The organism is Streptomyces desertarenae (assembly GCF_042681365.1).
GTDB classification, from domain to species: Bacteria; Actinomycetota; Actinomycetes; order Streptomycetales; family Streptomycetaceae; genus Streptomyces; species Streptomyces desertarenae.
In genome coordinates, this window is the sequence record NZ_JBHUFU010000010.1 from 72,100 (window position 1) to 97,470 (window position 25,371).

26 protein-coding genes and 5 tRNA genes are annotated in these 25,371 nt (G+C 76.6%); 10 read left to right on the plus strand and 21 right to left on the minus strand.

Features of this window, described 5'->3' with window-relative positions:
• Positions 1 to 34 precede the first annotated feature (34 nt).
• Both ACFSJS_RS17650 and ACFSJS_RS17655 read right to left on the minus strand, forming a co-directional pair.
• Positions 35 to 205, minus strand: coding sequence for a hypothetical protein (locus ACFSJS_RS17650; RefSeq protein WP_380901428.1), 171 nt, complete (start codon positions 203 to 205; stop codon positions 35 to 37).
• A gap of 74 nt (positions 206 to 279) precedes the next feature.
• Positions 280 to 741, minus strand: a complete 462-nt coding sequence (locus tag ACFSJS_RS17655) for a hypothetical protein (protein WP_380901430.1) — start codon at positions 739 to 741, stop codon at positions 280 to 282.
• Positions 742 to 897: 156 nt separating this feature from the next.
• On the opposite strand from ACFSJS_RS17655, the gene ACFSJS_RS17660 reads away from it, so the two are divergent.
• A complete protein-coding gene (locus tag ACFSJS_RS17660; protein WP_380901432.1) occupies positions 898 to 1,425 on the plus strand; it encodes a DsbA family protein in 528 nt (175 codons plus the stop codon).
• A gap of 43 nt (positions 1,426 to 1,468) precedes the next feature.
• Here ACFSJS_RS17660 and ACFSJS_RS17665 read toward each other — a convergent pair whose 3' ends face one another.
• The 3 genes from ACFSJS_RS17665 to ACFSJS_RS17675 all read right to left on the minus strand — a co-directional run bounded on the left by ACFSJS_RS17665 (position 1,469) and on the right by ACFSJS_RS17675 (position 4,341).
• On the minus strand, positions 1,469 to 2,314 hold the full coding sequence (locus tag ACFSJS_RS17665) for a GNAT family N-acetyltransferase (RefSeq protein WP_380901434.1): 846 nt from the start codon (positions 2,312 to 2,314) through the stop codon (positions 1,469 to 1,471).
• 84 nt (positions 2,315 to 2,398) lie between these two features.
• Positions 2,399 to 3,223, minus strand: coding sequence for an aminotransferase class IV (locus tag ACFSJS_RS17670; RefSeq protein ID WP_380901436.1), 825 nt, complete (start codon positions 3,221 to 3,223; stop codon positions 2,399 to 2,401).
• On the minus strand, positions 3,214 to 4,341 hold the full coding sequence (locus tag ACFSJS_RS17675) for a chorismate-binding protein (RefSeq protein WP_380901438.1): 1,128 nt from the start codon (positions 4,339 to 4,341) through the stop codon (positions 3,214 to 3,216). The genes ACFSJS_RS17670 and ACFSJS_RS17675 overlap by 10 nt, the downstream gene beginning before the upstream one ends.
• A 134-nt stretch (positions 4,342 to 4,475) precedes the next feature.
• Here ACFSJS_RS17675 and ACFSJS_RS17680 point away from each other — a divergent pair.
• From ACFSJS_RS17680 to ACFSJS_RS17700, 5 genes are all read left to right on the plus strand, one after another.
• A tRNA-Gly gene (locus ACFSJS_RS17680) sits at positions 4,476 to 4,548 on the plus strand.
• A gap of 26 nt (positions 4,549 to 4,574) precedes the next feature.
• A tRNA-Cys gene (locus ACFSJS_RS17685) sits at positions 4,575 to 4,645 on the plus strand.
• A 1-nt stretch (position 4,646) separates the two neighbouring features.
• Positions 4,647 to 4,718: transfer RNA gene (locus ACFSJS_RS17690), tRNA-Val, on the plus strand.
• A gap of 27 nt (positions 4,719 to 4,745) precedes the next feature.
• A tRNA-Val gene (locus tag ACFSJS_RS17695) sits at positions 4,746 to 4,817 on the plus strand.
• An 18-nt stretch (positions 4,818 to 4,835) separates the two neighbouring features.
• Positions 4,836 to 4,907, plus strand: a tRNA-Val gene (locus tag ACFSJS_RS17700).
• Positions 4,908 to 4,984: 77 nt separating this feature from the next.
• Here the strand turns inward: ACFSJS_RS17700 and ACFSJS_RS17705 are convergent.
• The 4 genes from ACFSJS_RS17705 to ACFSJS_RS17720 all read right to left on the minus strand — a co-directional run bounded on the left by ACFSJS_RS17705 (position 4,985) and on the right by ACFSJS_RS17720 (position 7,284).
• Positions 4,985 to 5,263: a TFIIB-type zinc ribbon-containing protein gene (locus ACFSJS_RS17705; protein ID WP_380901440.1), complete on the minus strand. Its 279-nt coding sequence runs from the start codon at positions 5,261 to 5,263 to the stop codon at positions 4,985 to 4,987.
• 160 nt (positions 5,264 to 5,423) lie between these two features.
• Complete coding sequence (locus ACFSJS_RS17710; RefSeq protein WP_380901442.1) at positions 5,424 to 6,389, minus strand: phosphotransferase family protein; 966 nt, start codon at positions 6,387 to 6,389, stop codon at positions 5,424 to 5,426.
• A 202-nt stretch (positions 6,390 to 6,591) separates the two neighbouring features.
• Entirely contained in the window at positions 6,592 to 6,801 is a 210-nt protein-coding gene (locus ACFSJS_RS17715; RefSeq protein ID WP_380901444.1) for a hypothetical protein, read from the minus strand.
• 243 nt (positions 6,802 to 7,044) lie between these two features.
• Positions 7,045 to 7,284 (minus strand): hypothetical protein, encoded by a 240-nt coding sequence (locus ACFSJS_RS17720; protein ID WP_380901446.1) that lies wholly within the window; start codon positions 7,282 to 7,284, stop codon positions 7,045 to 7,047.
• Between the two features lie 250 nt (positions 7,285 to 7,534).
• Between ACFSJS_RS17720 and ACFSJS_RS17725 the strand changes: the two genes are divergently transcribed.
• A complete protein-coding gene (locus tag ACFSJS_RS17725) occupies positions 7,535 to 8,905 on the plus strand; it encodes a serine/threonine-protein kinase (RefSeq protein WP_380901448.1) in 1,371 nt (456 codons plus the stop codon).
• A gap of 24 nt (positions 8,906 to 8,929) precedes the next feature.
• On the opposite strand, the gene ACFSJS_RS17730 is transcribed toward ACFSJS_RS17725, so the two are convergent.
• From ACFSJS_RS17730 to ACFSJS_RS17770, 9 genes are all read right to left on the minus strand, one after another.
• On the minus strand, positions 8,930 to 9,142 hold the full coding sequence (locus tag ACFSJS_RS17730) for a hypothetical protein (protein WP_380901450.1): 213 nt from the start codon (positions 9,140 to 9,142) through the stop codon (positions 8,930 to 8,932).
• Positions 9,143 to 9,394: 252 nt separating this feature from the next.
• Positions 9,395 to 10,213 (minus strand): TrmH family RNA methyltransferase, encoded by an 819-nt coding sequence (locus ACFSJS_RS17735; protein ID WP_380901452.1) that lies wholly within the window; start codon positions 10,211 to 10,213, stop codon positions 9,395 to 9,397.
• A gap of 46 nt (positions 10,214 to 10,259) precedes the next feature.
• Positions 10,260 to 11,504: a uroporphyrinogen-III C-methyltransferase gene (cobA, locus tag ACFSJS_RS17740; RefSeq protein WP_380901454.1), complete on the minus strand. Its 1,245-nt coding sequence runs from the start codon at positions 11,502 to 11,504 to the stop codon at positions 10,260 to 10,262.
• 276 nt (positions 11,505 to 11,780) lie between these two features.
• The gene (gene cobT, locus ACFSJS_RS17745) at positions 11,781 to 15,257 is read right to left on the minus strand and encodes a nicotinate-nucleotide--dimethylbenzimidazole phosphoribosyltransferase (protein ID WP_380901456.1); all 3,477 of its coding nucleotides are present in this window, start codon (positions 15,255 to 15,257) and stop codon (positions 11,781 to 11,783) included.
• Between the two features lie 278 nt (positions 15,258 to 15,535).
• Positions 15,536 to 16,771 (minus strand): precorrin-6y C5,15-methyltransferase (decarboxylating) subunit CbiE, encoded by a 1,236-nt coding sequence (cbiE, locus tag ACFSJS_RS17750; RefSeq protein WP_380901458.1) that lies wholly within the window; start codon positions 16,769 to 16,771, stop codon positions 15,536 to 15,538.
• A 157-nt stretch (positions 16,772 to 16,928) separates the two neighbouring features.
• A complete protein-coding gene (locus ACFSJS_RS17755) occupies positions 16,929 to 17,567 on the minus strand; it encodes a GNAT family N-acetyltransferase (RefSeq protein WP_380901460.1) in 639 nt (212 codons plus the stop codon).
• A gap of 112 nt (positions 17,568 to 17,679) precedes the next feature.
• Positions 17,680 to 18,531, minus strand: coding sequence for a MetQ/NlpA family ABC transporter substrate-binding protein (locus ACFSJS_RS17760; RefSeq protein ID WP_380901462.1), 852 nt, complete (start codon positions 18,529 to 18,531; stop codon positions 17,680 to 17,682).
• Between the two features lie 116 nt (positions 18,532 to 18,647).
• Complete coding sequence (locus ACFSJS_RS17765; protein WP_380901464.1) at positions 18,648 to 19,319, minus strand: methionine ABC transporter permease; 672 nt, start codon at positions 19,317 to 19,319, stop codon at positions 18,648 to 18,650.
• On the minus strand, positions 19,316 to 20,398 hold the full coding sequence (locus ACFSJS_RS17770; protein WP_380901466.1) for a methionine ABC transporter ATP-binding protein: 1,083 nt from the start codon (positions 20,396 to 20,398) through the stop codon (positions 19,316 to 19,318). Before ACFSJS_RS17770 ends, ACFSJS_RS17765 begins: the two co-directional genes overlap by 4 nt.
• 595 nt (positions 20,399 to 20,993) lie before the next feature.
• Between ACFSJS_RS17770 and ACFSJS_RS17775 the strand changes: the two genes are divergently transcribed.
• Positions 20,994 to 21,362, plus strand: coding sequence for a hypothetical protein (locus ACFSJS_RS17775; RefSeq protein WP_380901468.1), 369 nt, complete (start codon positions 20,994 to 20,996; stop codon positions 21,360 to 21,362).
• The gene (locus ACFSJS_RS17780) at positions 21,355 to 21,825 is read left to right on the plus strand and encodes a hypothetical protein (protein WP_380901470.1); all 471 of its coding nucleotides are present in this window, start codon (positions 21,355 to 21,357) and stop codon (positions 21,823 to 21,825) included. The genes ACFSJS_RS17775 and ACFSJS_RS17780 overlap by 8 nt, the downstream gene beginning before the upstream one ends.
• A 78-nt stretch (positions 21,826 to 21,903) precedes the next feature.
• On the opposite strand, the gene ACFSJS_RS17785 is transcribed toward ACFSJS_RS17780, so the two are convergent.
• The 3 genes from ACFSJS_RS17785 to ACFSJS_RS17795 all read right to left on the minus strand — a co-directional run bounded on the left by ACFSJS_RS17785 (position 21,904) and on the right by ACFSJS_RS17795 (position 24,391).
• Positions 21,904 to 22,428, minus strand: coding sequence for a GNAT family N-acetyltransferase (locus ACFSJS_RS17785; RefSeq protein ID WP_380901472.1), 525 nt, complete (start codon positions 22,426 to 22,428; stop codon positions 21,904 to 21,906).
• 93 nt (positions 22,429 to 22,521) lie between these two features.
• The gene (locus ACFSJS_RS17790) at positions 22,522 to 23,097 is read right to left on the minus strand and encodes an RNA polymerase sigma factor (RefSeq protein WP_380901783.1); all 576 of its coding nucleotides are present in this window, start codon (positions 23,095 to 23,097) and stop codon (positions 22,522 to 22,524) included.
• Between the two features lie 139 nt (positions 23,098 to 23,236).
• The gene (locus ACFSJS_RS17795; RefSeq protein ID WP_380901474.1) at positions 23,237 to 24,391 is read right to left on the minus strand and encodes a glycerophosphodiester phosphodiesterase; all 1,155 of its coding nucleotides are present in this window, start codon (positions 24,389 to 24,391) and stop codon (positions 23,237 to 23,239) included.
• 255 nt (positions 24,392 to 24,646) lie between these two features.
• Here ACFSJS_RS17795 and ACFSJS_RS17800 point away from each other — a divergent pair, with 255 nt between their 5' ends.
• A complete protein-coding gene (locus ACFSJS_RS17800; protein ID WP_380901785.1) occupies positions 24,647 to 25,327 on the plus strand; it encodes a lysophospholipid acyltransferase family protein in 681 nt (226 codons plus the stop codon).
• Positions 25,328 to 25,371: the final 44 nt, after the last annotated feature.

A 25,371-nucleotide genomic window follows, 5' to 3' on the forward strand; every position in this document is an offset into this window, starting at 1 on the left:
CCGGCGGGTCCGCGGCCGCGGACCCGCGCGGCGGTCAGAGCAGGAGCAGGTCGTGCGCCGCCGCCAGGAAGACCAGTCCCGCGACGACGGCCAGGAAGAGCATCAGCGGCGGCTGGGAGAGGGCGTACAGGCAGCCGCGCGCCTGCGGATCCGGCGGGTCGGGGGCGTCGGGGGCGGGACGGCGGTCCTCGGTGGTGTGCTGCATCTCGCCGGGATGATGGCCCACGGCGGACCGCCGCAGCGGTCGTCGGGCGGGGCTCCCGGCACGGTTCACCCGATTCAGATGCCGTGCTTGCGCAGGATCGCTTCTATGTCCGAGAAGTCGTCCTCGCCGGCGGCCGTCCGGCCGGGCTTCCGCTCCGCTCCCAGGGCGGGCTTCGCTGCGGACTGCGCGGCATCCCGCTCCGCGGCCCGCAGCTCCCGGCGGCTCCCGCCGCCGCCCGCACGGCTCCGGGTGCGCCGCGCGGCGGCGCCGCCCGCCACGAAGAGGACCACCGCCGCGGCGAGCACGCCGAAGCCCGCCCACACCGTCGGTTCGAATACCAGGTCCGAGGCCCAGGCGGCCACCGCGCCGCCCACCTCGCCGAACAGCCCGAGCAGGCCGGACATCGCCAGCCCGACGGGCACCAGGGCGAGGGCGGCGATGCGGGTGGCCGCGGCGAAGCGGCGGCGGTAGGCCGTCAGGAAGGCGACGGCCAGCCCCGCCGCGGAGAGGGCCGCGCAGACGGTCGTGGTCAGCATGTCTCCATCGTGCCGCGCCCCACCCCGTACGTGCCACGCCCCGGGCCCCGGAGTCCGGGGGATCTCCGGGGGGTCCTCCTCCTGCGGGCCGACGGCCGGGGCCGCCGGACCCCACCGCGGGACGGTGCCGCGGAGGGCGGCTGGGAGACTGGCCCCATGAACGACTCCCCTCCCACCCCCGCCACCCGCGCCGTCCTGGACGTGTGGTGCGAACTTCAGTGCCCCGACTGCCACCGGGCCGCGGCCGACCTGCGCGCGCTGCGCGAGCGGTACGGCGACGCCCTGGAGATCAGACTGCGCCACTTCCCGCTGGAGAAGCACCGCCACGCCTACGCCGCCGCGCAGGCCGCCGAGGAGGCGTACGCGCAGGGCCGCGGCGACGAGTACGTCGCGGCGGTCCTGGCCCGCGCCGAGGAGCTCGGCCGCCGCGGCGAGGAGCTGCTCGTGGAGGTGGCGCGGGAGCTGGGTCTGGACGCCGAGGAGGTGGACACCGCGCTGATCGACGGCCGGCACCTGCTGGCCGTCGACGCCGACCAGGCCGAGGGCCGGGCGATCGGGGTCACCGGCACCCCGACGTACGTGATCGGCGGCGAGCGGCTGGACGGCGGAAGGAGCCAGGAGGGCCTGCGCGAGCGGATCGAGGAGATCGCCGACCGGCTCCTGGGCCGGGACGCGGCCGGCTGACGCGGAGGCGGCGCGGGGCGCCGCCCGGGGCCGGGCGGCACCCCTACAGCAGCGTCTTGTCCAGGTGGTGGGCGGTCGGCCGGTAGCCGAGCGACTCGTACAGCCGCCGGGCCGGGGTGTTGTCCGCCACGACGTTCAGCCCGAGGACGCGCACCCCGGCCGCCAGGCAGACGCGCTCGGCGTCCAGCAGCAGGGTCCGGCCGTGGCCCCGGCCGCGGTGCTCCGCCTCCACCTCGACGTCGTAGACCCATCCGCCCGGCCCGTGGGGGGCCTCCAGGGCCAGCCAGAGCGTGCCGACGACCGCGCCGTCGCGGACGAGGGCCCGCAGGGCGGTGCGCGGGGTGTCCGGCCCGTGCGGCAGCAGCGCGGCGTGGCTCTCCTCGGACCTGCGCCGGGCCTCCGCGGCCGACAGGCCCCGCCCGGTCCAGTGGCGGGCGTACGACGCCGTGCGGGACTCCAGCCACGCCGGGTACTCGCCGCGCTCCAGCGGGCGCACCGCGGAGCCCTCCGGCGCCTCCGGCACCCCGGCCGGGGACGGCGGCAGCTCCTTGGCCAGGTGCCGGTTGCGCTCGGCGTACCCCAGGGCGGCCGCGAGCCGCAGGGCCGGCTCGGCGCCGGCCGGTATCCGCACCTCGGCCCGGCGGCACCCCCAGCCGCGCAGCACCTCCTCGGCGGCGAGCGCGGCGACGGTGGCCCGGCCCCGGCGGCGGTCGGGTTCGCGGACGGCGAGGTCCTCCAGCCGCCCGGTGGACAGCGGGCCCGGCCGCCCGTCGGCGGTCAGGCGCACGCTCCCGACGGGGCGGCCGTTGACGCAGATGTCGTACGAGCGGGAGCGGGAGCCGTCCTCGGCGTGCCGCTCGGGTCCGGTGGGGCGCAAGGTGGTGGTCATCGCCTGGTTTCTACCCGGCGCGGCGCCTCCCTGTCACCGGGGTTCCGGCCCCGCGTCCGCACCGCCGGCGGCGGTGCGGACGGATCAGGGGTCGACGTCGGCCGCCGAGCGCTCGGCGAAGGCCCGCATGGCCTCGGCGGTGACCGGTCCCGGCGCGCCGGGCAGCTCGCGGTCGTCGATCCGGCGGACGGCCTGGACGTCGCGCGTGGTGGAGGTGAGGAAGACCTCCTCGGCCCGCTCCAGGGCGTCCAGCGGCAGGTCGGTCTCCTTGGCCCCGCACCACTCCAGCACCAGGGCGCGGGTGACGCCCGCGAGGCAGCCGGAGGCCAGGGGCGGGGTGTGCAGCTCGCCGCCGAGGACGACGAAGACGTTGGAGCCGGTGCCCTCGCACAGCTGCCCGACGGTGTTGGCGAACAGCGCCTCGGAGGCGCCGTGCCGGCGGGCCCGGGCGAGCGCGACGACGTTCTCGGCGTACGAGGTGGTCTTCAGGCCGGTCAGCGCGCCGCGCTCGTTGCGGGTCCACGGCACGGTGACCACCGCGGTGGTGTCGGGGCGCGGATCGATGCCGCTCAGGGCGACGACCAGGGTGGGCGGGGCGTCGCCGCGGTCGGAGCCGAGCGGGGAGAGGCCGCCGGTGTAGGTGATCCGCAGCCGCCCCAGCGGCACGGGGTTGGCCTCGGCCACGGCGGCGCAGGCACGGCGCACCTCGTCCGCGTCGGGCTCGGGCAGTCCCAGGCCGCGGGCGGAGGCGGCGAGCCGGTCCAGGTGGCGCGTCAGGGCGAAGGGCCGGCCCTCGACGGTCTTGAGCGTCTCGAAGACGCCGTCCCCGACGGTCAGGCCGTGGTCGAGCACGGAGACCCGCGCCTCGTCCGCTCCGCACAGCTTCCCGTCCACCCAGATCAGCGCCATGGCGTCGTTCCTCCGCTCCCGCCGGTCCTGCCCGCCGCGCACCCGGTCGCCCCGCCGGCCGCGCCGGCCGCCGCGGTCTCCGTGCCGCGCTCCCCCGACGCTACCGCGAGCAGCCGGGCCGCCTTGAGCTCGGTCTCCTCCCACTCCCGCTCCGGGTCCGAGCCCCAGGTGATCCCGGCGCCGGTCCCGAACCGCAGCACCGGGCCGCCGGGCGCGGCGCGGTCGATCCAGAAGGTGCGGATGCCCACGGCCAGTTCGCCGGTGCCGCGGTCGGCGTCCACCCAGCCGATGCCCCCGCAGTACGGGCCGCGCGGGGCCGTCTCCAGGGAGCGGATGACGCTCAGGGCGCGGGACTTGGGCGCGCCGGTGACCGAGCCGGGCGGGAAGGTGTGCTCCAGCAGGTCGGCCCAGCCCGCACCGGGGGCGAGTTCGCCGCGGACGGCGGAGACGAGGTGGACGAGTCCGGGGTGCGGCTCGACGGCGCACAGGGCGGGGACGGTGACCGAGCCGGCGGCGCAGACCCGCCCGAGGTCGTTGCGGACCAGGTCGACGATCATCACGTTCTCGGCGCGGTCCTTCTCCAGCAGGTCCCCGGCGGTGCGGCCGGTGCCCTTGATGGGGCGGGACTCCACGGTGCGGCCGCGGCGGGCGAGGTAGAGCTCGGGCGAGGCGGTGGCGATCTCGACGCCGTGGGCGGGGAGCCGGACGGTGCCCGCGTGGGGGGCGGGGTTGCCGCGCGCCAGGAGCGCGGTCAGCTCGTCGGGGTCGGCGGCGGCCGGGTCGGGCAGGGGCGCGGTGAGCACCCGGCAGAGGTTGGCCTGGTACACCTCGCCCGCCGCTATGTGCTCGCGGATGCGGCGCACCCCGGCCGTGTAGGCGGCGCGGTCCAGGGAGGACTTCCAGGCGTCCGGCGCCGGTCCGCGCCAGGCCCCCGGGCGGGGGCGGGGGACAGGGGCGGGGCGCACGTCGCCGAAGCGGGCGCAGACCAGGCGCCCTTCGAAGTCGGCGGCCACGGCCCACCAGCCCCGGGAGTCCAGTGCCGCGGGGTCGCTGGTGACGTCGCGCAGGTCGGAGGCGACGGTGCCGCCGAAGCGGGCGATGGGGGCCGGATCGTGCACGCCGCGAGTCTATGGCGGGCGCACCGGGGAAACGGAATTTGAGCTGGCCGGGGAATCCGCTAAAGTTCATGACGTCACCGAGCGCGCAAGCGGTCGGCGGCGGCAGCTCCCGGACGTGCGCCGGGGGAGGCACTGCGGACGTAGCTCAGTTGGTAGAGCACCACCTTGCCAAGGTGGATGTCGCGAGTTCGAGTCTCGTCGTCCGCTCGATGGGGGTCTTCGGCCCCCGCTCTGGTGGAGTGGCCGAGAGGCGAGGCAACGGCCTGCAAAGCCGTCTACACGGGTTCAAATCCCGTCTCCACCTCGGACGATTAGCTCAGCGGGAGAGCGCTTCCCTGACACGGAAGAGGTCACTGGTTCAATCCCAGTATCGTCCACTGAGGGCCCCTCGGGGCCTTTGCCCAGCGCGATTAGCTCAGCGGGAGAGCGCTTCCCTGACACGGAAGAGGTCACTGGTTCAATCCCAGTATCGCGCACGCGGAACACCGCATCGCGGACGATTAGCTCAGCGGGAGAGCGCTTCCCTGACACGGAAGAGGTCACTGGTTCAATCCCAGTATCGTCCACGCGGCACGGAGGGCCGGAGCCATCAGGCTCCGGCCCTCCGTCGTGTCCGCGGCCGGCCGGCCACGTGGTCGCCCGGTCAGGAGGAGAACAGCATCCGGCTGAAGCTCTTGTGGCGCCCGTGGTGCGGGTGGTGCCCGTGGTGTGCCGCTCCCCAGGCGGGAGCCGCCGGGTAGGGCTGGGGGGCCGGGCCCGGCGGGGGCGGGGCGGCGGGCTGCGACCACTGGGCCTCCAGGCGGGTGAGGGTCTCCAGTTCGCCGTAGTCGAGGAAGATCCCCCGGCAGCCGCTGCACTGCTCGATCCGGACTCCGCTGCGGTCGTAGGTGTGCATGGGTGCTCGGCACTTGGGGCACTGCATCGCGGTCTCGCCTCCGTGTCCTCGGTCACGGGCCGACGGTGTGTCCGGCCGCCCGTGTACGCCTCTGTGTGCCGGTAGGGACGCGCGGGGAGGCCCCGCGGATGCACTTCCGGCCGCATCGTCTCGCCGGCGGGCGGTCCCGGGCGGGTTCCGCGGGGGATCAGCGGGTCTGCGCGATGCGCGAGCAGGCGTCGACCAGCGTCCGGTCCACCTCGTCCGGACCGCGGCCCTCCGCCGCCGCCCTGGCCAGGGCACGGGCGGCCGTCTGGACCGTCAGGGCCCGTGCGGGCGCGTCCAGCCGCGGCCAGGGGTCCGCGGAGGCCGCCCGGTCCTCCGCCCCGGGGCCGGACAGGGCGGTGCCGCCCGCGCCCCGGTAGGCGTCCAGGAAGCGGCCGAAGTCGGCGGGGGCGAGCAGTCCCGCGGCGAACCAGGCGGCGGGCCGCGCGAGGTCCCAGGCCGGGTCGCCCAGCCCCAGGTCGTCGACGTCGATGAGGCGCCAGGCCCCGCGGGGCGCCGGGTGCCGGACGAACTGCCCCAGGTGGAGGTCGCCGTGGCAGAGGGCGTCGGCCCGCGGCGGCGGCTCCTCCCCGCGCGCCCAGCCGGGCAGGGTGGCCGCGGCCGCCTCGACGGCCCGGACGGCGGCCGGGGAGCGGGCCTCGCGCCGCATCGCCGCCAGGGCGCGCGCCACCCCGGCCGGGCCGCGCATCGGCGGCAGCGGGCCGGGCAGGTCGGCCACCGGGACGGTGTGCAGCCGGGCGAGCAGTTCGCCGGCCGCCTCCCAGGGCGCGGCGGCCGGATCACCGGGGTCGACGGGAGTGCCGTGGGGCCACCGGCTGACCGGGCGGCCGTCGGGGCAGGTGCCCAGCAGCGGCTCCGGTCCGTCGCCGGCCGGCAGCGGCGCGAGCAGGATGCCGCGCAGCAGGGGGTGCGCGGCCACGCGCAGCCGGATCCCCAGGGCGGCGCGGTCGCAGTCCGCGGCGTGCGCCTTGGCGACGGTCCCCCCGATGCGGACGACGGTGGCGTCGGCGCGCCGGGCGAGCACCACGGGCGGGGGGCCGGCGGCGCCGGGGGCGGGGAAGGCGGACGCCGCCGGGTGCTGCGGGTGCCCGGCGGGCGGTGTGTCCACGGTGTGCCTCCCCTCCGGCCCGCGGTCCCGTGCGCCGCGGCCGCGGGCGTCCGCGGCGGACCGATCGTACGGCCCCGGACAGCGCGTTGCCCGGGCAGTTCCCCAACTGCCCGGGCATCACGCCGTCCGCCGTACCCCCGTCCCCACGGGGTGGGTGGCCGGGTCTCCCGGCTCGGGCCGCTCTCCCGAGCCCGGGCCCGTGTCAGAGCCCCAGGGCCCCGGCCACGGACGACGCCTGTGTGATCACCGCCTCCACGCCGCCGAAGACGACGGCCAGCAGGACGGCCAGCGGAAGGACCATGGCGGTGGCCACCAGCGGGTGGCGGCGATCGCCCGGCCGGCTCCCGAAGGGGGCCGTTCCCGCCGGCCGGCCCGGGATCCGGGCCGACGGGCGCTCTGCCGTGTGCGCCATGGTTCCGCTCCTGTCGTGTCTGGGGCGGCGGGTGTCTGACCTCGGGGGACGAGTGCTCGCACCCGCCGCTTGACACCAACACTAGGCAGCCGGGGAGGTGCGGGCGTCATGCCCGCGTACCGATTCGGGGCCTCCCCCAGGATGACTCCGCCGCGCCCCGACTACTCCCCAGGTCGGACAACGGCCCCGACCTGCCGGGGACTTCCCCGAGGGGACGCCCCGCGGCGGACGGCCCGCCGCCGCTCAGGCCGCCGCCTCCGAGGCCTCCTCGCGCGGCACGGGGTGCTCCACCAGCGCCAGCACCCGGGTGGCCATGAAGCGGGCGGTGCGCACCGCCGAGCCGTTCCTGGTGACCTCGCTCACCTCCACCACTCCCCTGCGCACCTGCGTCTCCACCCGTCGGCCCGCACGCGTGGCCGCCATCTCGTAGGTGCGGGTGGTGTCCCCCGCGTCCACCACGATCTCGACCCAGTCGCCCTTCATACCCGATCCCCTTTCCGGGAAGGCCCGTTGGGCGCTTTCGAGCAGGGGCTCTCCCGCTCCGGATCCCCTCGCGCCCACCTTCCCAGTCTCCCACCCGGCACTGACATGCGCCGGGGCCGGCGTGCGCGGCCTATCGGCGCCGGGGGGCCGCAGTCCGTAAGCTGTGGCACGTCACAGGGACCGGGCGGCGCGGGGCCGGCCCGCCGCGGGCGGGCCCGGGTCCGACGGCCGGCGGAGGTAGGGGAAGGACATGGCGATGGTGCGGCTCCGGCGCGAGGACCCGCGAGTCGTCGGCTCGTTCAGGCTCCACCGGCGGCTGGGTGCGGGCGGCATGGGCGTGGTGTACCTCGGCTCCGACCGGCGCGGGCAGCGGGTGGCCCTGAAGGTGATCCGGCCGGACCTGGCGGAGGACCCCGAGTTCCGCACGCGCTTCGCGCGCGAGGTCTCGGCCGCGCGGAGGATCCGCGGCGGCTGCACGGCCCGGCTGGTGGCGGCCGATCTGGAGGCCGACCGCCCGTGGTTCGCCACGCAGTACGTCCCGGGGCCGTCGCTGCACGACAAGGTGAACGAGGAGGGGCCGCTGCCCGCGGCGCAGGTCGCCTCGATCGGCGCGGCGCTGGCCGAGGGGCTGGTGGCGGTGCACGAGGCCGGTGTGGTGCACCGGGATCTGAAGCCGTCGAACATCCTGCTCTCCCCCAAGGGCCCGCGCATCATCGACTTCGGCATCGCCTGGGCGACGGGGGCCAGCACGCTCACCCACGTCGGCACGGCGGTGGGCTCGCCCGGTTTCCTCGCGCCCGAGCAGGTGCGGGGCGCGGCGGTGACCCCCGCGACGGACGTGTTCTCGCTGGGCGCGACGCTGGCGTACGCGGCCACCGGCGACTCGCCGTTCGGGCAGGGGAGCTCCGAGGTGATGCTGTACCGGGTGGTGCACGAGGAGCCGCAGCTCCAGGGCGTGCACGTGGCACTGGCGCCCCTGGTGCGGGCGTGTCTGGCCAAGGACCCGGAGGACCGGCCGAGCACGCTGCAGCTGGCGATGCGGCTGCGGGAGATCGCCGCCCGGGAGGCGCGCGGGTTGCCGGAGGGCGCCGCCACGGGCGCGGCCGTGCGCCCGGCGAGACCGTCCTCGGGGCGTCCGCCCGCCGGGAGGCCGGCCGGAGGGCGGCGCACGGAGCGGTACACGGGGCAGCGCACCGCGCGCGACGGCGACCGCGCCCCCGCGGGGTCCGGCTCGCAGGGGGGTTCGGCGCGCCGGGAGCGGAGCGGCCCGGAGGGTTCCGGCGGGACCGTCCCGCGCACGCCCCCGCGGGGCGGTGCCCGCCCGTCCGCCGGCGGACGGGCGGCGGGCGGTGCGGCCCGGAAGGCGGCGCGCCCCACCGGCCGGCGTCCCGCGCGCACCGGGGCCGGCACCCGGCCGGGCGGGCGGCGCCCCCCGGCCAACCCGCACCTGCTGCGCCAGCGACTGGTGGTGTTCGTGACGGTGACGCTCCTGGTCGCGCTGGGCATCGCCGCGGCCCAGGGCTGCCAGGGGCCGGCGCGGGGGCTGGGCGGTCCCGCGGGCGGTCCGGCGGGAGGCGCCGTCACCACCGCGGTCCCCGCGGGCGCGGGCGTCGGGGGGTAGCCGGGTTCCGGCGGTCCGGGCCGCTCACAGGGTTCCGAGCACCGACAGGACGGCCAGGCAGAGCGGCAGGGTGGCCGCGAACGCGCCGCCCGCGTGCAGCACGGCTCCGGGCAGGGAGGTGCCCGAGGCTCCGGAGAGGATGCCGGCCACCAGGGCGACGAGGGCGGAGAACTGGACGGTCGCCAGGACCCACAGGGCCCTGAGCGCGGGGGGGCGGGAGACGGGCTGGACACTCATCGGTCGCCTTCCTTCCCTTGGGGAGGGCGGCCGGGCCGGTGCGTCTGCGGCCCGGTCGCGGCCGTCCTCCGGGCGGAGCGGGTCCGGGGGCCGCACCCCCGGTGGGACCCCCGTGTGGTCGGTTCGCCGACACGGGCGTGCCGGGCCCGGTCCACCGGGTCGCCCGGCACGCCGACCGAGTACTGACGTGTCGAACTTATCACGTAAAGTTACGTAATGCCCGCTTTGGGGGATTGTGTCGCCTCGAACGGCTCATCCGGCGGCGGGCCCGGTGGCGTAGAAGGCCACGGCGGCGGCCGCGGCGACATTGAGGGAGTCGACGCCCGCGCTCATGGGGATCCGCACCGTCACGTCGGCGGCCGCGACGGTGGAGGGGCGCAGCCCGTCGCCCTCCGAGCCGAGGATCAGGGCCAGCCGGGGGTGGCGGCGGGCCGCCAGCTCGTCCAGCCGCAGGGAGTCCTCCTCCAGCGCCAGCGCCGCCGTGGCGAACCCGGCCCCGCGCAGCAGCTCGATCTCCCGCGGCCAGGAGGACAGCCGGGTCCAGGGCACCTGGAGCACCGCCCCCATGGAGACCTTCACCGAGCGCCGGTAGAGGGGATCGGCGCAGTCCGGGGAGAGGAGCACCGCGTCCACGCCGAGCGCGGCGGCGCTGCGGAAGAGCGCTCCGACGTTGGTGTGGTCGTTGACGGCCTCCAGCACCGCGACGCGCCGCGCGTCCGCCAGCAGCGCCTCCGGCGCCGGCAGCGGCCTGCGGTGCAGGGAGGCCAGGGCCCCGCGGTGCACGTGATACCCCGTCACCCGCTCGGCCACCTCCGGGGCGACCGTGTAGACGGGGGCCCGGGCCTCCGCCACGACGTCGCGCATCGCCTCGGCCCACCGCGGCGTCAGCAGCATCGACCGCATCGTGCAACCGGCCGCCAGGGCGCGGCGGATCACCTTCTCGCCCTCGGCGATGAACAGCCCCTCGGCCGGTTCGCGCCGGCGGCGCAGCTGGACGTCGGTCAGGTCCGTGTAGTCGGCCAGACGCGGGTCGCCGGGGTCCTCGACGGCGATCACCGCCCCCTCGGCCACGGCGCACCCCCCTCCGTCCCGCACCGCGGCCCGGCCCCCGGCGCCGTCACCGGAGACCGCCGGTGTCCCGGCCGACCTCGACCACGTCGCCGACGACGATCACCGCGGGCGGCCGGACCCCCTCGGCCCGGATCCGCTCGGCCACCGTCGCCAAGGTGGCGTCCACCCGGCGCTGCCCGGCCATGGTGCCCTCCTGGACCACGGCCACGGGGGTGTGCGGGTCCCGTCCGTGCTCCACCAGGGCGGCGGCGATGGCGCCGGCCTTCTCGACGGCCATCAGCAGCACCAGCGTGCCGCGCAGCCGGGCCAGCGCCGCCCAGTCCACCAGCGACCGCGGATCGTCCGGCGCGACGTGGCCGCTGACGACGGTGAACTCGTGCGCCACCCCGCGGTGCGTGACCGGGATCCCGGCCGCACCGGGCACGCTGACCGAGCTGGAGATGCCCGGCACCACGGTGACCGGGATCCCCGCCTCGGCCAGTGCCTGGGCCTCCTCCATCCCGCGGCCGAAGACGAAGGGGTCGCCGCCCTTGAGGCGCACGACGAACCTCCCCGCCTTCGCGTGGTGCACGAGGGCGTCGTTGATGGCCTCCTGGGCCATCGCGCGGCCGTAGGGGATCTTGGCCGCGTCGATCACCTCGACGTGCGGCGGCAGCTCGTCGAGCAGGTCCCGCGGGCCGAGCCGGTCGGCGATCACCACATCGGCCTCCGCCAGCAGCCGGCGGCCGCGCACGGTGATCAGGTCCGGGTCCCCGGGGCCGCCGCCGACCAGCGCGACGCCGGTCCGGCGGGCCCGGTGCCGGGGGGCGTTCAGGGTGCCGTCGCGCAGGCCCTCGACCACCGCGTCGCGCACCGCGGCCGAGCGGCGCGGATCACGTCCGGTGAGCACGGCGACGGTGACGCCCTCGCTGCGGCCCGTCGCCGGGGTCCAGGCGGTGGCGGACTCGGCGTCGTCGCTGCGCACGCACCACACCCGGCGCTCCTCGGCCTCGGCCGAGGCGGCGGCGTTGGCCTCCGCGTCGTCGGTGGCGACCACCGCGTACCAGGCGCCCTCCAGATCGCCGGGACGGTAGGCGCGGCGCTCCCAGCGCAGCTCGCCCGCCTCGGCCATGGCCTCCACCGTGGCGGTGGCGGAGGGCGCGACCAGCAGGACGTCGGCACCCGCGGCCAGCAGCGCGGGCAGCCGCCGCTGGGCAACGGTCCCGCCGCCGAGGACGACCACGCGGCGCCCTGCCAGGCGCAGGCCCACGGGGTAGGCGGGGTACTCGGAGCGGTCGGGGCGGTCGGACATGGCGGTGCGGCTCCTTGGGCGGTCTCACCCCGGCCGGCGCGGGGCGCGCCCCGGCGGCCGGGCGGGGTTCCTCGGCCGCTGCGGCGGTGGAGCGGCGGGGACGGGGACGGACGGGGCGGGCGGGACGGGCGGGACGGGTCGTGCGGGGCCGGGCGCCGGCGCGGGGCACGGCGGGCGGCAGCAGCCTACGACGCCGTGTCCCGGCCCGCTGTGCCCGGGATCACCGACGGGCCGCCGGCGGGGACGCGGAACGCTCCCGCCGGCGGCCGGCGGACGTCAGCCCTTCTCGGTGACGCCCGCCGAGTCGAAGGTGGCGACCTCGTGCATGGCGCGGGCCGCGCTCTGCACCACCGGCAGCGCCAGCAGGGCTCCGGTGCCCTCGCCGAGCCTGAGGTCGAGGTCGATCAGCGGGCGCAGGCCCAGCTTGGTCAGCGCGGCGACGTGGCCGGGCTCGGCGCTGCGGTGGCCCGCGATGCAGGCGGCCAGGGCCTCCGGGGCGATCGCCCGGGCGACCAGGGCCGCCGCCCCCGCGCTCACGCCGTCCAGGATCACCGGGGTGCGCAGCGAGGCGCCGCCCAGGATCAGACCCGTCATCGCGGCGTGCTCCAGGCCGCCGACGGCGGCGAGGACGCCCAGGGGGTCGGAGGGGTCGGGCCGGTGCAGCTCCAGGGCGCGGCGCACGACGTCGACCTTGTGGGCGTGCATCTCGTCGTTCACGCCGGTGCCCCGGCCGGTGACCTCGGACGGATCGGCGCCGGTGAAGACGGAGATCAGGGCCGCCGAGACGGTGGTGTTGGCGATGCCCATCTCACCGGTGAGCAGCGCCTTGTTGCCCGCCGCGACCAGGTCGCGGGCCGTCTCGATGCCCACCTCGACCGCGCGCAGCACCTCCTCGCGGGTGAGCGCGGGGCCGGCGGTGAAGTCCGCGGTGCCCGAGCGCACCCTGCGCGGCAGCAGGCCGGGCACGGACGGCAGTTCGCCCGCCACGCCCACGTCCACCACGCACACCTCGGCACCGACCTGGTTCGCGAAGGCGTTGCAGACCGCCCCGCCGGCCAGGAAGTTGGCGACCATCTGCGCGGTGACCTCCTGCGGCCAGGAGGTCACCCCCTGGGCGTGCACACCGTGGTCCCCGGCGAAGACGGCCACGGCCGCGGGCTCGGGGATCGGCGGGGGGCACTGCCGGGCCAGGCCGCTGAGCTGGGCCGAGATGATCTCCAGCATGCCCAGTGCGCCGGACGGCTTGGTCATCCGCTTCTGCCGCTCCCACGCCTCGCCCAGCGCCTTGGCGTCCAGCGGGCGGATGCCCGAGAGGGTCTCGGTGAGCAGGTCGTGGGGCTCGTCGGCACCGGGCAGCACGCGGCGGCCGTAGGACTCCTCGTGGACGACCCACGACAGCGGGCGCCGCTTGGACCAGCCCGCCTGCACCAGCTCCGGCTCCTCGGGGAAGGCGTCGACGTACCCGATGCACAGGTAGGCGACGACCTCCAGGTGCTCGGGCAGGCCGAGCACCCGGACCATCTCGCGCTCGTCGAAGAAGCTGACCCAGCCCACGCCCAGGCCCTCGGCGCGCGCGGCGAGCCACAGGTTCTCCACGGCGAGCGCGGAGGAGTACGGCGCCATCTGCGGCTGGGTGTGGCGGCCGAGGGTGTGGCGGCCGCCGCGGGTGGGGTCGGCGGTGACGACGATGTTGACCGGGGTGTCGAGGATCGCCTCGACCTTCAGCTCCTTGAACTGCCGGGCGCGCGCCTTGGGCAGCGACCTGGCGTACGCCTCGCGCTGGCGCATGGCCAGCTCGTGCATCGTGCGCCGGGTCTCCTCGGAGCGGATGATGACGAAGTCCCACGGCTGGGAGTGGCCGACGCTGGGGGCGGTGTGGGCCGCCTCCAGGACGCGCAGCAGCACCTCGTGCGGGATCGGGTCGGGGCGGAAGCCGTTGCGGACGTCGCGCCGCTCGCGCATGACGCGGTGCAGCGCCTCGCGCTCGGCCTCGTCGTAGCCGGGCGCGGGGCCGGGGTCGGGCGCGGGGCCGGGGTCGGGCGCGGACGCGGCGGCGTCCCCGGGCGCGGCGGCGTCCGGCGCGTCCCCGGTTCCGCCGGGCCCGCCCGGTCCGCGGGCGCCGTCGGGCCCGCTCTCCGGCGCGCCCTCGGGGGCGGAGGGCCGCGCCTGTTCCGCGGCGACGGACGGGCCGTCGCCCGGGGCCTCCTGCGGCGACTCCGGTTCCGCGGCGGCGGCAGCCGGGGCCGCTTCGGCCGCTTCCGCCGCTTCGGCCGCTTCCATCGCTTCGGCTGCTTCCGCCGCTTCGGCCGGAGGCTGCTCCCCGGCGGTGCCGGCGGGCTCGGCGGAGACCGCCACCGCCTCCATCACCTGGGGCCCGGCACCAGGCACCGCCGTCATGGCGAGCTGCTGCTCGGGTGCCGGGGCGGGCTCCCCCGCGCCGGCGGCCGCGGCGTCGGCGGGAACCGTCCCGGTCGGCGGTTCGCCGGGCGCCCCGGGAACGGCGTCGGCAGCGGTCCCGGCGGGCGCGGGCGGCGCCTCGTCCTCCGCGGCGGCCTCCGCGCCCTGGGCACCGTCCTCGGCGGGAGCCTGCGCGACGGGTTCCTCCTGCTGCTCCTGCTGCTCCGGAAGCTCCTCGGCGGGGGCCTCGGGCACGGCGGCCCCGTCGGCCCCGGATGCGGCGGCCTCCGGCTCCGGCTCCGCCTCCACCGGGGCCTCCGCCGCGGCGGGGGGCTCGGCCGGAGCCGGCTCCCCGGCGGGGGCCTCGGGCGCGGGAACCTCCGCAACGGGGGGCTCCGGCACGGGAGCCTGCGCGACGGGAGGCTGGGCCGGAGCCGGCTCCCCGGCGGGGACCTCGGACGCGGGAACCTCCGCAACGGGGGGCTCCGGCACGGGAGCCTGCGCGACGGGGGGCTCGGCGGGGGCCGGCTCCGCGGGGACCGGGGCGGGTTCCTGGGGTGCCGGCGCGGGGGACGGCTCCCCGGCGGGGGCCTCGGGCGCGGGCACCGCACCGCCCTCCGCGGCGGCGGGCGCGGCGGGACCGGGCAGCGGGCCGGCGGGCCACTCGGGCGCCTCGGCGGGCGCCGGGACCCCGGCCGGGTCGTGCACCGGCCCCGGGTCGTGCACCGGCCCCGGGGCCTGCGGTGCCCAGGCGTCCGCCTGGACGGGCTCCGCCGGCAGCGGGCCGGCGTCCCCCGGCGCGGCCGGGGCGGGGGCCGGTGGCTCCTCGTGGGCGACGTCGAAGTACTCGGGGCCCGTCGTGGGGGGACCCGGCTGCCGCACGGGCATGCCCTGCGGCGGCGTGTGCGCCGGGCCGGTCGGCGCGGGCGGCGCCACCGGGCTGGGGCCGCGGTCGGCCAGCGAGCGCACCGCGCCGGACTGCTCCGGCACGGGCGGGCCCAGGTGCAGCGGCCGGGGAGGCGTCGGCGTGGAGTGCGGCACCTGGACGTGGGTCGACTGCTGCGCGGGCGGCGCGGGGTACTGCGCCGCGGGCCCCGGGACGCCCTGTGTCCCCGGCGCCCCGTACGGGCCGGGAGCCGGCGCGGCCGGGTGCGGCGTGTGCTGGGCGGACGCCGAGGCCTCGCTCCACGCGCCCTGGGAGCCGGGCAGCAGCAGATCGTCCTCGTCGCCCGCCGCCACGCCCTCCACCGGGCCCGCGAAGGTGTAGGCGCCGTGGGCCGGTGCGTCCGGCCCCTCCGGCTGTCCGCCTGCGTTCTCCGGCAGTCCCTCGCCCGGGACCTGGCCGGTGTCAGTCATGCGTACCCCTCGCCCATCGGTAGTGCTCCTTCCAGCAGCCCCAGCGGGTGCCCGCCCCGTCCCCGCCTCGGGAACGGCGCCGCTCGAACAGCGCCGTCGAGGACAACGAGCGCGGGCGCGGTGCGGTACGTACCCCCGCCGAACCATCCGGACATCGGCAGACAAAGCCCCAACCCCGGTTGGCGGCACAACGATCCATCAGCCTACCCGGCACCGAGTGCCGCGCAGGCCCGGGGTGGAGGACTGCTCCCGGTTGGTCGTGCTTCCTCCGGGGCAGATCACATCCGGCTCCCGGAGAGCAGGAAGACGACCGACCTCTGCCGCTCCGCCCAGACCCGGGTGTCCAGCTCCACGGACTGCAGCAGCGCGCACTCGACGGCGTACCCGGCCTCCGACAGCACGCGCCCGACGGCCTCGGCCTCGTCGCGGGTGGCGGCGTGGGTGACGATCCGTTCGGGCCTGCGGTCGGCGCAGGCGGCGACGGTGCGCGCTCCCCCGCCGCCGACGCGCACCACGTCGGGTTCGGGCAGCGCCTCCAGCGCCCGCGGCGCCGTTCCGTGCACCACTTGGAGCTGGACGCCGAACCGCCGTGCTGCGGCCGTCGTCCGGGCGCAGGCGGACGCGTCGCGCTCGACGGCGAGGACGGCCGCGCCGAAGCGCGCGGCCTCCACGGCGACCGCACCGCTGCCCGCGCCGACGTCCCACAGCAGGTCGCCGGGGCGGGGTCCGAGGCGGGCGAGTTGGGCGGCGCGCAGCTGCGCGGAGTCCCGGCCCTCGCCCGCCCCCGCGGACGGGTCCCGTCCGGTGTACTCGGCGGCGGGCAGGGCCCAGCCGCGCACCGCGGAGGGGAAGTCCGGCTCGTGACCGGCCAGCCAGCCGCCGCGGTCGGCGGCCGGTTCGCCCCCGGAGCCCCGGCCGCCCACGACGATCACGACGTTGGGGTCGCGCCAGACGTGGTCGGCGACCTTGTCGGAGGTCAGGACGGTGACCTGCTCGCGTTCGGTGCCCAGCGCCTCGCAGATGACGAAGGTGCGGTGCACCCCCTCCAGGAGCAGGGCGAGTTCGGCCGGTCCGGCGCCGGGGGAGGTGAGGACGGCGACCTTGGGGTGCGCGCGGCAGACGTTGACGGCGCGGCGCAGGGTGCGGCCGTGGGCGACGACGATCCGGGCGTCGTCCCAGGGCATCCCGGCGCGGGCGAAGGCGGCGGCGACGGCGGAGACCGCGGGGACGACCTCGACCTCCAGGCCGTACTCGGGCGCGCGCAGGGTGCGGACGACGCCGAAGAAGCCGGGGTCTCCGTCGGCGAGGACGACCGCGGTGCCGCGGTGTCCGGCGATGCGGCGGGCGGCCAGCGCCACACTGCCCAGGCGGATGCGCTCGGCGGCGGGCGGGACCTCGGGAAGGGCCAGGTGGTGGGCGGCGCCGGCGACGAGGGTGGCAGCGCCGAGTGCGGACCGGGCGGCCTCGGTCAGCGGGGAGCCGTCCCACCCGATCACGGTGACACGGTCGGCCATCGTCGGCTCTCTCCTGGGCGCGTCGCGGGGCGGGGGCGGTGGGGGTGGCTGCGGTGGTGCGGTGGCGCCGGCGCGGGGCGGGCGGCGGGACCGCCGCAGCGAGATTACCTCTCCCGGCGCTCCCCGTCCCCCCGGGGGCGGGGAGACCGCGGCCCGGTCAGCGCCACTCCGGGTAGGCCGGGTAGCCGCCGGCCCCGGCCATCTCGTCGGGCGGTCCGTCGAGGTCCTCCGGCAGGAGGCTCCAGACGATCAGGTCCGTGCGGACGTCGGTCCAGCCGCCGTCCTCGGTGCGGATCCGGGCTATCCAGGCGTTGCGCAGCACGCCCTCGCTCACGCAGCCGACCTTCTGGGCCACCTGCTGGGAGGCGGTGTTGCCGGCGGCCGTGCGGATCTCCAGCCGCTCGAACCCCCGGTCCCGGAACAGCCAGTGGGCCGCGGCCAGCAGCGACTCCGCGGCGTACCCCTCGCCGCGCGCCCAGGGGGCGATCACGTAGGCCGCCTCGACGGACCGCGCCCGCCAGTCGGCCTTGCCCAGGTGGACGGTGCCGACCAGGCGCTGGGTGAGGAACTCGGTGACGGCGAAGACGATCCCGCGTCCCTCGCCGCGCTCCGCGGGTGCTCCGCGGGTGATCCACTTCCGGGCGTCCTCCTCGGTGTAGGGGACGGGCACGGAGGTCCACGCGGTGACCAGCTCGTCGTTCATCATCTCCGCGAACGCGGGGATGTCCGCCTCCTCGAGAGGACGCAGCACGAGCCGCTCCGTACTGATCGTGGTCTCCGGGAAGTTGGATGTCATGCGCCGCTCCAGCCTGAAGGGGTCGGATGCACAGCATGCAGCATCGCCCGGACGGTGTGCAGGACCGGGCCCCGGCCCGCAGGCCGGGGCCCGGCGCACGCCGCCGCGCGGCTCAGGAGGCGTCGGTTCCCGAGGCGGCCACGACCGAACCCCGGTACTTGCCCTCGATGAACTCCGCGACCTCCTTCGAGGTCAGGAGCTCGGCGAGCTTCTTCACCCGCGGGTCGTCCTCGTTGCCCTCCTTGACCACCAGGAGGTTGACGTAGGGGTTGCCCTCAGCCTCCTCCAGGGCCAGCGCGTCCTCGGCGGGGTCCAGGTCGGCCTCGATGGCGTAGTTGCCGTTGATGACGGCGGCGTCCACGTCCTCCAGGGAGCGGGGCAGCGCGGCGGCCTCCAGCTCCTTGAACTCCAGGCCCTTGGCGTCGGCTATGTCGGCCAGGGTGGCGTCCTGGCCGGCGCCCTCCTTGAGCTCGATCAGGCCGTGGTCGTCCAGGAGCTTCAGGGCGCGGCCCTCGTTGGTGGTGTCGTTGGGTACCGCGACGGTGTCGCCGGCGCCCAGGTCGGAGGCCTTCTTCAGGGTGGAGGAGTACAGGCCCAGGGGCTCCAGGTGCACGCCCGCCACGGGCACCAGGTGGGTGCCCTGCTTGGCGTTGACGTCGTCCAGGTAGGGCTTGTGCTGGAAGTAGTTGGCGTCGACCTCGCCGTTCTCGGTCGCGGTGTTGGGGAGCACGTAGTCGGTGAACTCCCTGACCTCCAGCTTCAGTCCGGCCTTCTCGGCCAGGTTGTCCCTGACGAAGCCCAGGATGTCGGCGTGCGGGGTCGGGGAGGCCGCCACGGTCAGCGGCGCGTCGGCGTCACCCCGGCCGCCGGAGGCGGAGGGGTCGGAGTCGGTGCCGCAGGCGGTCAGGCCCAGGGTGAGGGCGGCGGTGGCCGCGGCGGCGGCGGACTTGAGGACGGTGCGCACGAAGAGTGCCTCTTTCTCTGTTCTTTCCGGTGTTTCCGGGGGGCGCCGGACAAGGGGTCCGGCTTCCTGTGTGGGGGGTGGGGGCTTGTGGGGCCCGGGTTCGGGCCCGGGCCGCGTCAGGAGGCGGTGCGCTCCCGGCGGGAGAGCAGCCGCACCACCGCGTCGCCCAGGAGCTGCACGGCGGTGACGACGGCGAGCAGCACCACGACGGTGGCGATCATGAAACCGGTCTCGAAGCGCTGGTAGCCGTAGGTGATGGCCTTGCTGCCCAGCCCCTCGGCGCCCACCGCGCCGGCCATGGCGGAGTAGCCGACGAGGGTGATGACGGTGGTGGTCAGGCCGCCCACGAGGGACGGCAGCGACTGGGGCAGCAGCACCTTGAACACCACCGTGCCGGTGCCGCCGCCCATGGACAGCACGGCCTCGACCAGGCCGTGGTCCACCTCGCGCACGGCGGTCTCCACCAGCCGGGCGAAGAAGGGGATGGCTCCGATGGAGAGCGGCACCACGGCGGCGGTCGGCCCGATGGAGGTGCCGACGAGCATGCGGGTGAAGGGGATCAGGGCGACGACGAGGACGATGAAGGGCAGGGAGCGCCCCACGTTGACCACGGTGCCGACGGCCTTGTTGACCGCTCTGTTCGCCAGCAGCCCGCCGCGGTCGGTGAGCACCAGCAGGACGCCCAGCGGAAGCCCGCCGAGGACGGTGACGAGGGTGGACCAGCCGACCATGTAGAGCGTGTCGACGGTGCCCTGGAGGAGGATGGGCTGCATCTCGTCCCAGGTCATCGCAGCTCCTTCACGGTCTCGGTGGTCTCGGTGGTCCCGGTGGTCCCGGCGGCGGGTCCAAACGGCGCGGCGGGCTCGACGGTGAGGCCGCGCTCGCGCAGGAAGCCGATCGGCACGGCGTTGTCCTCGGGGCTGCCGGAGAGCTCGATGCGCATCCGGCCGACCTGGCGGCCGCCGATGGTGTCCATCGCCGCGCCGAGGATCGACACGTCGATGCCGTAGGTGCGCGAGAGCTGGGAGATCAGCGGCCGGGTGGTGCTCTCGCCGTGGAAGGTGACGTCCACGACGGTGCGGTCCCCGCCCTCCTCCCCCTCCCGGGGCCGTCCGCCGGCGAGGGGGAACAGCTCGCGGGCCAGCTCCGAGCCGGGGGTGGCCAGCAGGTCGGAGACGGTCCCGGACTCCACGACCCTGCCGTCGCGCATCAGCGCCGCCGAGTCGCAGACGGTCTTGACGACGTCCATCTCGTGGGTGATGAGCAGGACGGTCAGCCCGAGCTGCCGGTTGAGGTCGCGCAGCAGCTCCAGGACGGAGCGGGTGGTCTCGGGGTCGAGGGCCGAGGTGGCCTCGTCCGAGAGCAGCACCTTGGGGTCCCCGGCCAGCGCGCGGGCGATGCCGACGCGCTGCTTCTGCCCGCCCGAGAGCTGGGCGGGCCAGGAGCGGGCGTGGTCGGCGAGGCCGACCAGTCCGAGCAGCTCCCGTGCCTTGCGGGCGCGCTCGCGGCCGGGCACGCCCAGGATCTCCAGGGGCAGTTCGACGTTGCCCTGGACGGTCCGGGAGGACAGCAGGTTGAAGTGCTGGAAGACCATGCCGATGCGGCTGCGCGCCCGGCGCAGCTCGGCGCCGGCCCGCGGGCCGCGGCCGGCCAGGGCGGTGAGGTCCCGGCCGTCGACGACGACCGTGCCCGAGGTGGGCCGCTCCAGCAGGTTGACGCAGCGGATGAGGGAGGACTTCCCGGCGCCGCTGCGGCCGACGACGCCGAAGACCTCGCCCTCGCGGACGTGGAGGTCGACGCCGTCGAGGGCCGTCACCTCGCGGCCGCGGGATCGGTAGACCTTGGTGAGTCCCGTGGTGGTGATCACTGGGTGTCCGTCACTGTCGAGTGCGCGGCGCGCGGGGTACGGCGCCGGGCACGGGGGTGTTCCTGGCAGGTGGTGGGGACCGGCGCTCCGCTCCGCCGGCGGGCGGTGCGGGCGCGGGCGAGCACGGGCCCGAGCGCGCCCGGCCGGCACCGGCCGGGCGGCGGCCGTGACGGGCGGGGCTCAGGTCTCGCTTCGGGGCGCGAGGCGGCTCAGGCGGGGGCCCTCAGCGGTCACACATTCGACACATGCGACGAGCACCGGGCGTCATCGTCGCCTCGGTCGCGGGGATGCGGTGGCTCGTCGCGGTCATGCGGACGAGTAAACCAGACACCTGGGCTCTACACGTAAAACGCGGACACTGATGTCCGGATAGTGGACAACCGGTGGGGGCGACCCGACCCGCGAGCCTCCCGCCCCGTTCCCCCCGCACCCGCCGTGAGCTGCGCCGACACCCCCGGAGGAGGCCGGATCCGGCCTCCGGCGGCACCCCGTCCGAGCCCGTTCTGTGGCCAAGACCACGGCGGGCCCTCCACCCGCCCGGCCGGGGGCGAGGGGTCGTTTCATCCGGGATGCGGCCCTCGCATACAGTGCGGGCATGCTCATCCCGCTGACGGTCGCGGTCGCCGTGGCCGCGCTCGCCCTGGCCGCCTGGTGCGGCTTCGCGGCCTACCGGGACCAGCCGACCAAGGACTGGCACTTCGCCGGGATGGCCCTGGTGACCCTCCTCGCCCTGGTCCAGCTGGTCGTCGGCGTCGTCCAGCTCGTCCGCGGCCGGGAGCCGGACGGCGGCACGGTGGTCTTCGTCTCCTACCTGCTGGGGGTCGCGGCCTGCGTGCCCGCGGTCGGCTTCCTGTCGCTGGCCGAGCGGACCCGGTGGGGCTCGGCGACGGTCGCCGCGGGCGCGGTGGTGATGGCGGTGCTCCAGGTGCGGCTGTACGACGTGTGGGGAGGCGGCCATGGCTGACGACCGCGACCGGGGGCCTTCCGGGCCGGCGTCCGGGGCCGGTGCCGCGGGCGGGCTGGGCCGCGGCCCCGGGCGGCTGCTGGTCACGCTGTACGGGATCTTCGCCGTCGGCGCCACCTCCCGCTCGGTCTACCAGCTCTCGACGCGCTTCCACGAGGCGCCGCTGGCCTACTCGCTCTCGGCGGTGGCGGCGGCGGTCTACGTGGTCATCACCGTCGCCCTGGTCCGCGGGGGCGAGGGCGCCCGCCGGGTGGGCCTGGCGTGCTGCACCGCCGAGCTGGCCGGGGTCCTGACGGTCGGCACCTGGACCGTGGCGGCCCCGGACGCCTTCCCCGACGCCACCGTCTGGTCGGACTACGGCGCCGGCTACCTGCTGCTGCCGCTGGTGCTGCCGGTGGTGGGCCTGCTGTGGCTGCGCCGCTCCCGCGGCGGGGACGGCCGCGGGAGCGCCTCCGCGGTCTGAGGACCGCGCCGCGGCGGGGCGGCCCCGGCGGAGGGGTTCCGCCGGGGCCGCCTCGCCGCGGGCACGGGTGCCGGGCCGTCAGGCGCTGGCGGCGTACTCCTGCCGGACGGCCTCCCGCCCCAGGGGGGCGGGGTACTTCTCCAGGGTGACCATGCTCAGCCGGGGCGAGACCGGCTCGGTGGCCACGGGGGTGTAACCGAGGCTGCGGTGGAGGCGGATGGTGCCCTCGCTGCGGTGGCCGACGGACAGCCGGTAGCGCTTGGCGGACCGCTCCTGCGCCAGCCGCGCCTCGATCGCCGACAGCAGCCGCCTGCCCAGGCCGTGCCGCTGCATGCGCGGGTGCACGATCAGCTTCCCGATCACGGCCGTGCCGTCCTCCTCCACGCTGCCGCGCACCGATCCGACGACCTCCTCGCCGAGCCGGGCCACGAGCACGCAGCCGCGGGCCAGTTCGGCGCACAGGTCGTCGAGGGTCTGGGTGAGGGGCTCGATGCCGTAGTCGCCGTACAGCGCGGCCTCGGACTGGTAGCACAGGTACTGCAGTTTGAGGATCTGCTCCGCGTCGACGTCCGTCGCCGCGGAGATGGTCACGCTCATTCCCATGTGCGCACTACTCCCCATGTGTGGTGGTGTCCGGACGCGCAGGTGGAACGAGGGTCGCGCGCCCGAACTGTCTGCCCTGATGACGCCGGTGGTTTACCGCACCCTTCCCCGGGGTTCGGGGGGCGCAACCTCCGCTGCGAGCATTCTGCGCAGGCAATCGATGCAACGGGAACGAATCGGCCCCAGACTGCCCTGTGAGATTCCCAACTCCCGGGCCGCCTCGGGGTAGGTGAGGTCGCGGGACGAGAACAGGGCGGCCAGGACGCCGGGGCAGCGCCCGGGCAGCCGGCCCACCGCGGCGCGCAGCGCCCGGTGCCGTTCGGCGCGCAGGACCCGGCTCTCGGCGCTCTCCGCTCCGGCGGCCGCCCCGGTGCCTCCGCGCCGCCCCGCTCCGGCGCCGCCCGCCGCCGGGTCGTAGGCGGTCTCGCGCCGGGCCCGGCGGCGCGCGGTGCGCACCTCGGCCCGCACCGCGGCCCGCAGCCACTCGGCCGGGCGGGACGGCGGGTCCTGTGCGCGTCCGCGCTCCAGCCAGCGCAGCCACACGGCCTGTTCGAGGTCGGCGGGGTCGACCCCCTGCCCGGCCGCCTCCGCGGCGCACTCGGCCGCCAGCAGGCCGCGCAGGGCCGGCGGCAGTCCGGCGGGGGCGGGCGAGGCGGCGTCCGGTGTCACGACCACCGTGACGGCACGGTGCGGCCGACCGGTTGCGCGGGCGGCCGCCGGCCACCCGTCCGGGTGACACGGCCGTCCCCCGGGTGCGGTCCGCGCCCGGGGGACGGCCGGTGGAGGGCCGGGTGGGCCGGCCGCGGGCTCAGCTCCGGCGGAAGTCCTCGGCGGCCAGCAGCGCGGTGTCCGGGTGGTCGGAGAAGACGCCGTCGATGCCGGCCTCGAAGTACGCCCGCAGGGCCCCGAAGGCGTCCCCGAAGGCGTCGGGGTCGGTGCCGCGGCGGAAGTCGGCGGGCAGGAAGCGGTTCTCGTTGCGGTGGGTGTAGGGGTGGAGCAGCAGCCCGCGGGCGTGGGCGTCGCGCACCAGGGTGGTGGGCCGCCCCAGCCGCCCGTCCGCGCCCCTGGGGATCACCAGGTCCAGCGTGGGGCCGATGCCCTGGGCGAAGCCGGAGATCCACCGCAGTCCCTCGGGTGTGACCAGGTCGGCCACGGTGCGCGGGTCGCCGGACTCCACGAAGTCCCAGGGGCGGGAGGAGGCCGACGACAGCAGCACCACGCGCGGGGTCTGCACCAGCCGGGCCAGCCGCTGGATGCTGCCGGGCTCGAACGACTGCAGGAAGGTCGGGGAGTCGGCGCGGTGCCGCCCGTACCGGCGCAGCAGCTTCGCCAGCCGCTCCTCCAGCCCCAGGCCCAGACCGCGGAAGTAGGTGGGGTGCTTGGTCTCGACGTACAGCCAGACCGGGCGTCCGCGCCGGCGGCCCTCGCGCTCGGCCCAGCTCAGCACCTCCTCGAAGGAGGGCACCTCCCAGCGGCCGTCGTAGAGGGTGTTGCCGGGGCGGGTCTGCGGGATGCGCTCGGTGGCGCGCAGCGTCTTGAGCTCGGCCAGGGTGAAGTCCTCGGTGAACCAGCCGGTGAGCTCGGTGCCGTCCACCGTCTTGGTGGTCCTGCGGTCGGCGAACTCGGGGTGGTCGGCCACGTCCGTGGTGCCGGTGATGTCGTTCTCGTGACGGCACACCAGATGGCCGTCCCGGGTGGGGACGAGGTCCTGCTCCACGATGTCGGCGCCCATGTCCAGGGCGAACTGGTAGGCGCCGAGGGTGTGTTCGGGGCGGTAGCCGCTGGCGCCGCGGTGGGCGACGACCGTGGGCACCGGCAGCTTCCGGCGTCCCCGGCCCGTGCCGCTCCGGTCGGCCGCCGCGGCCGCGGCGGCCGGACCCATCGCCGCCGCCCCGGCACCCAGTACCGCCGCTCCCAGCACGGCCCTGCGGTCCGGTCCCGACGCCTTGCCCGCCTGTCCCATGGACACTCCTCTCCCGGTCTCCCGAGTCTCACGCGCCTGTGGCGGTCCCGCGCCCCGGCGGGGCGGAACCCGCGCATGCTAGGCGGGCGTCCCTTGCCGGTGGGAGACCGCGTGCGGAACGTGACGCGAACGACTGGCGAACCACGCCGTCGTGGGGTATTCGTGGGCCGGGCCCGACAGGTGCCCGGCAGGGGCCGCGGGTACCGTACTCACCTGCGCGGGTGTGCGCGCTGACCGTCACGACCGGAGGGCATGTTGTCCCGTTTCCAGCTCATCAAGGCGCTGCTCGTCCCGCTCCTGCGCGTGCTGTTCCGTCCGCGGGTCGAGGGGGCGGAGCGGATTCCCGGCAGCGGCCCGGTGATCCTGGCCGGGAACCACCTGACGTTCATCGACTCGATGGTCCTGCCGCTCGTCGTCGACCGGCAGGTCTTCTTCATCGGCAAGGACGAGTACGTCACCGGCACCGGCCTCAAGGGCCGTCTGATGGCCTGGTTCTTCACCGGCGTCGGCATGATCCCCGTGGAGCGCGACGGCGGGCGCGGCGGGGTTGCGGCGCTGATGACCGGCCGGCGGGTGCTGGAGGAGGGCAAGGTCTTCGGCATCTACCCGGAGGGCACCCGCTCCCCCGACGGCCGCCTGTACCGGGGCCGCACCGGCATCGCCCGGCTGACGCTGATGACGGGGGCGCCGGTGGTGCCGTTCGCGATGATCGGCACCGACCGCGTCCAGCCCGGCGGCCGGGGCCTGCCCCGGATCGGCCCGGGTCTGCGCATCACCGTCCGCTTCGGCGAGCCGCTGGACTTCTCGCGCTACGACGGCATGGACCGCGACCGCTACGTGCTGCGGGCGGTGACGGACGAGGTGATGAGCCACGTGATGCGGCTGTCGGGCCAGGAGTACGTGGACGTGTACGCCACCAAGGCCAAGGCGGCCTGAGCCCCCGGCGCCCCCTTCCGGAGGCCGCCCCGGAGCCCGGTCCC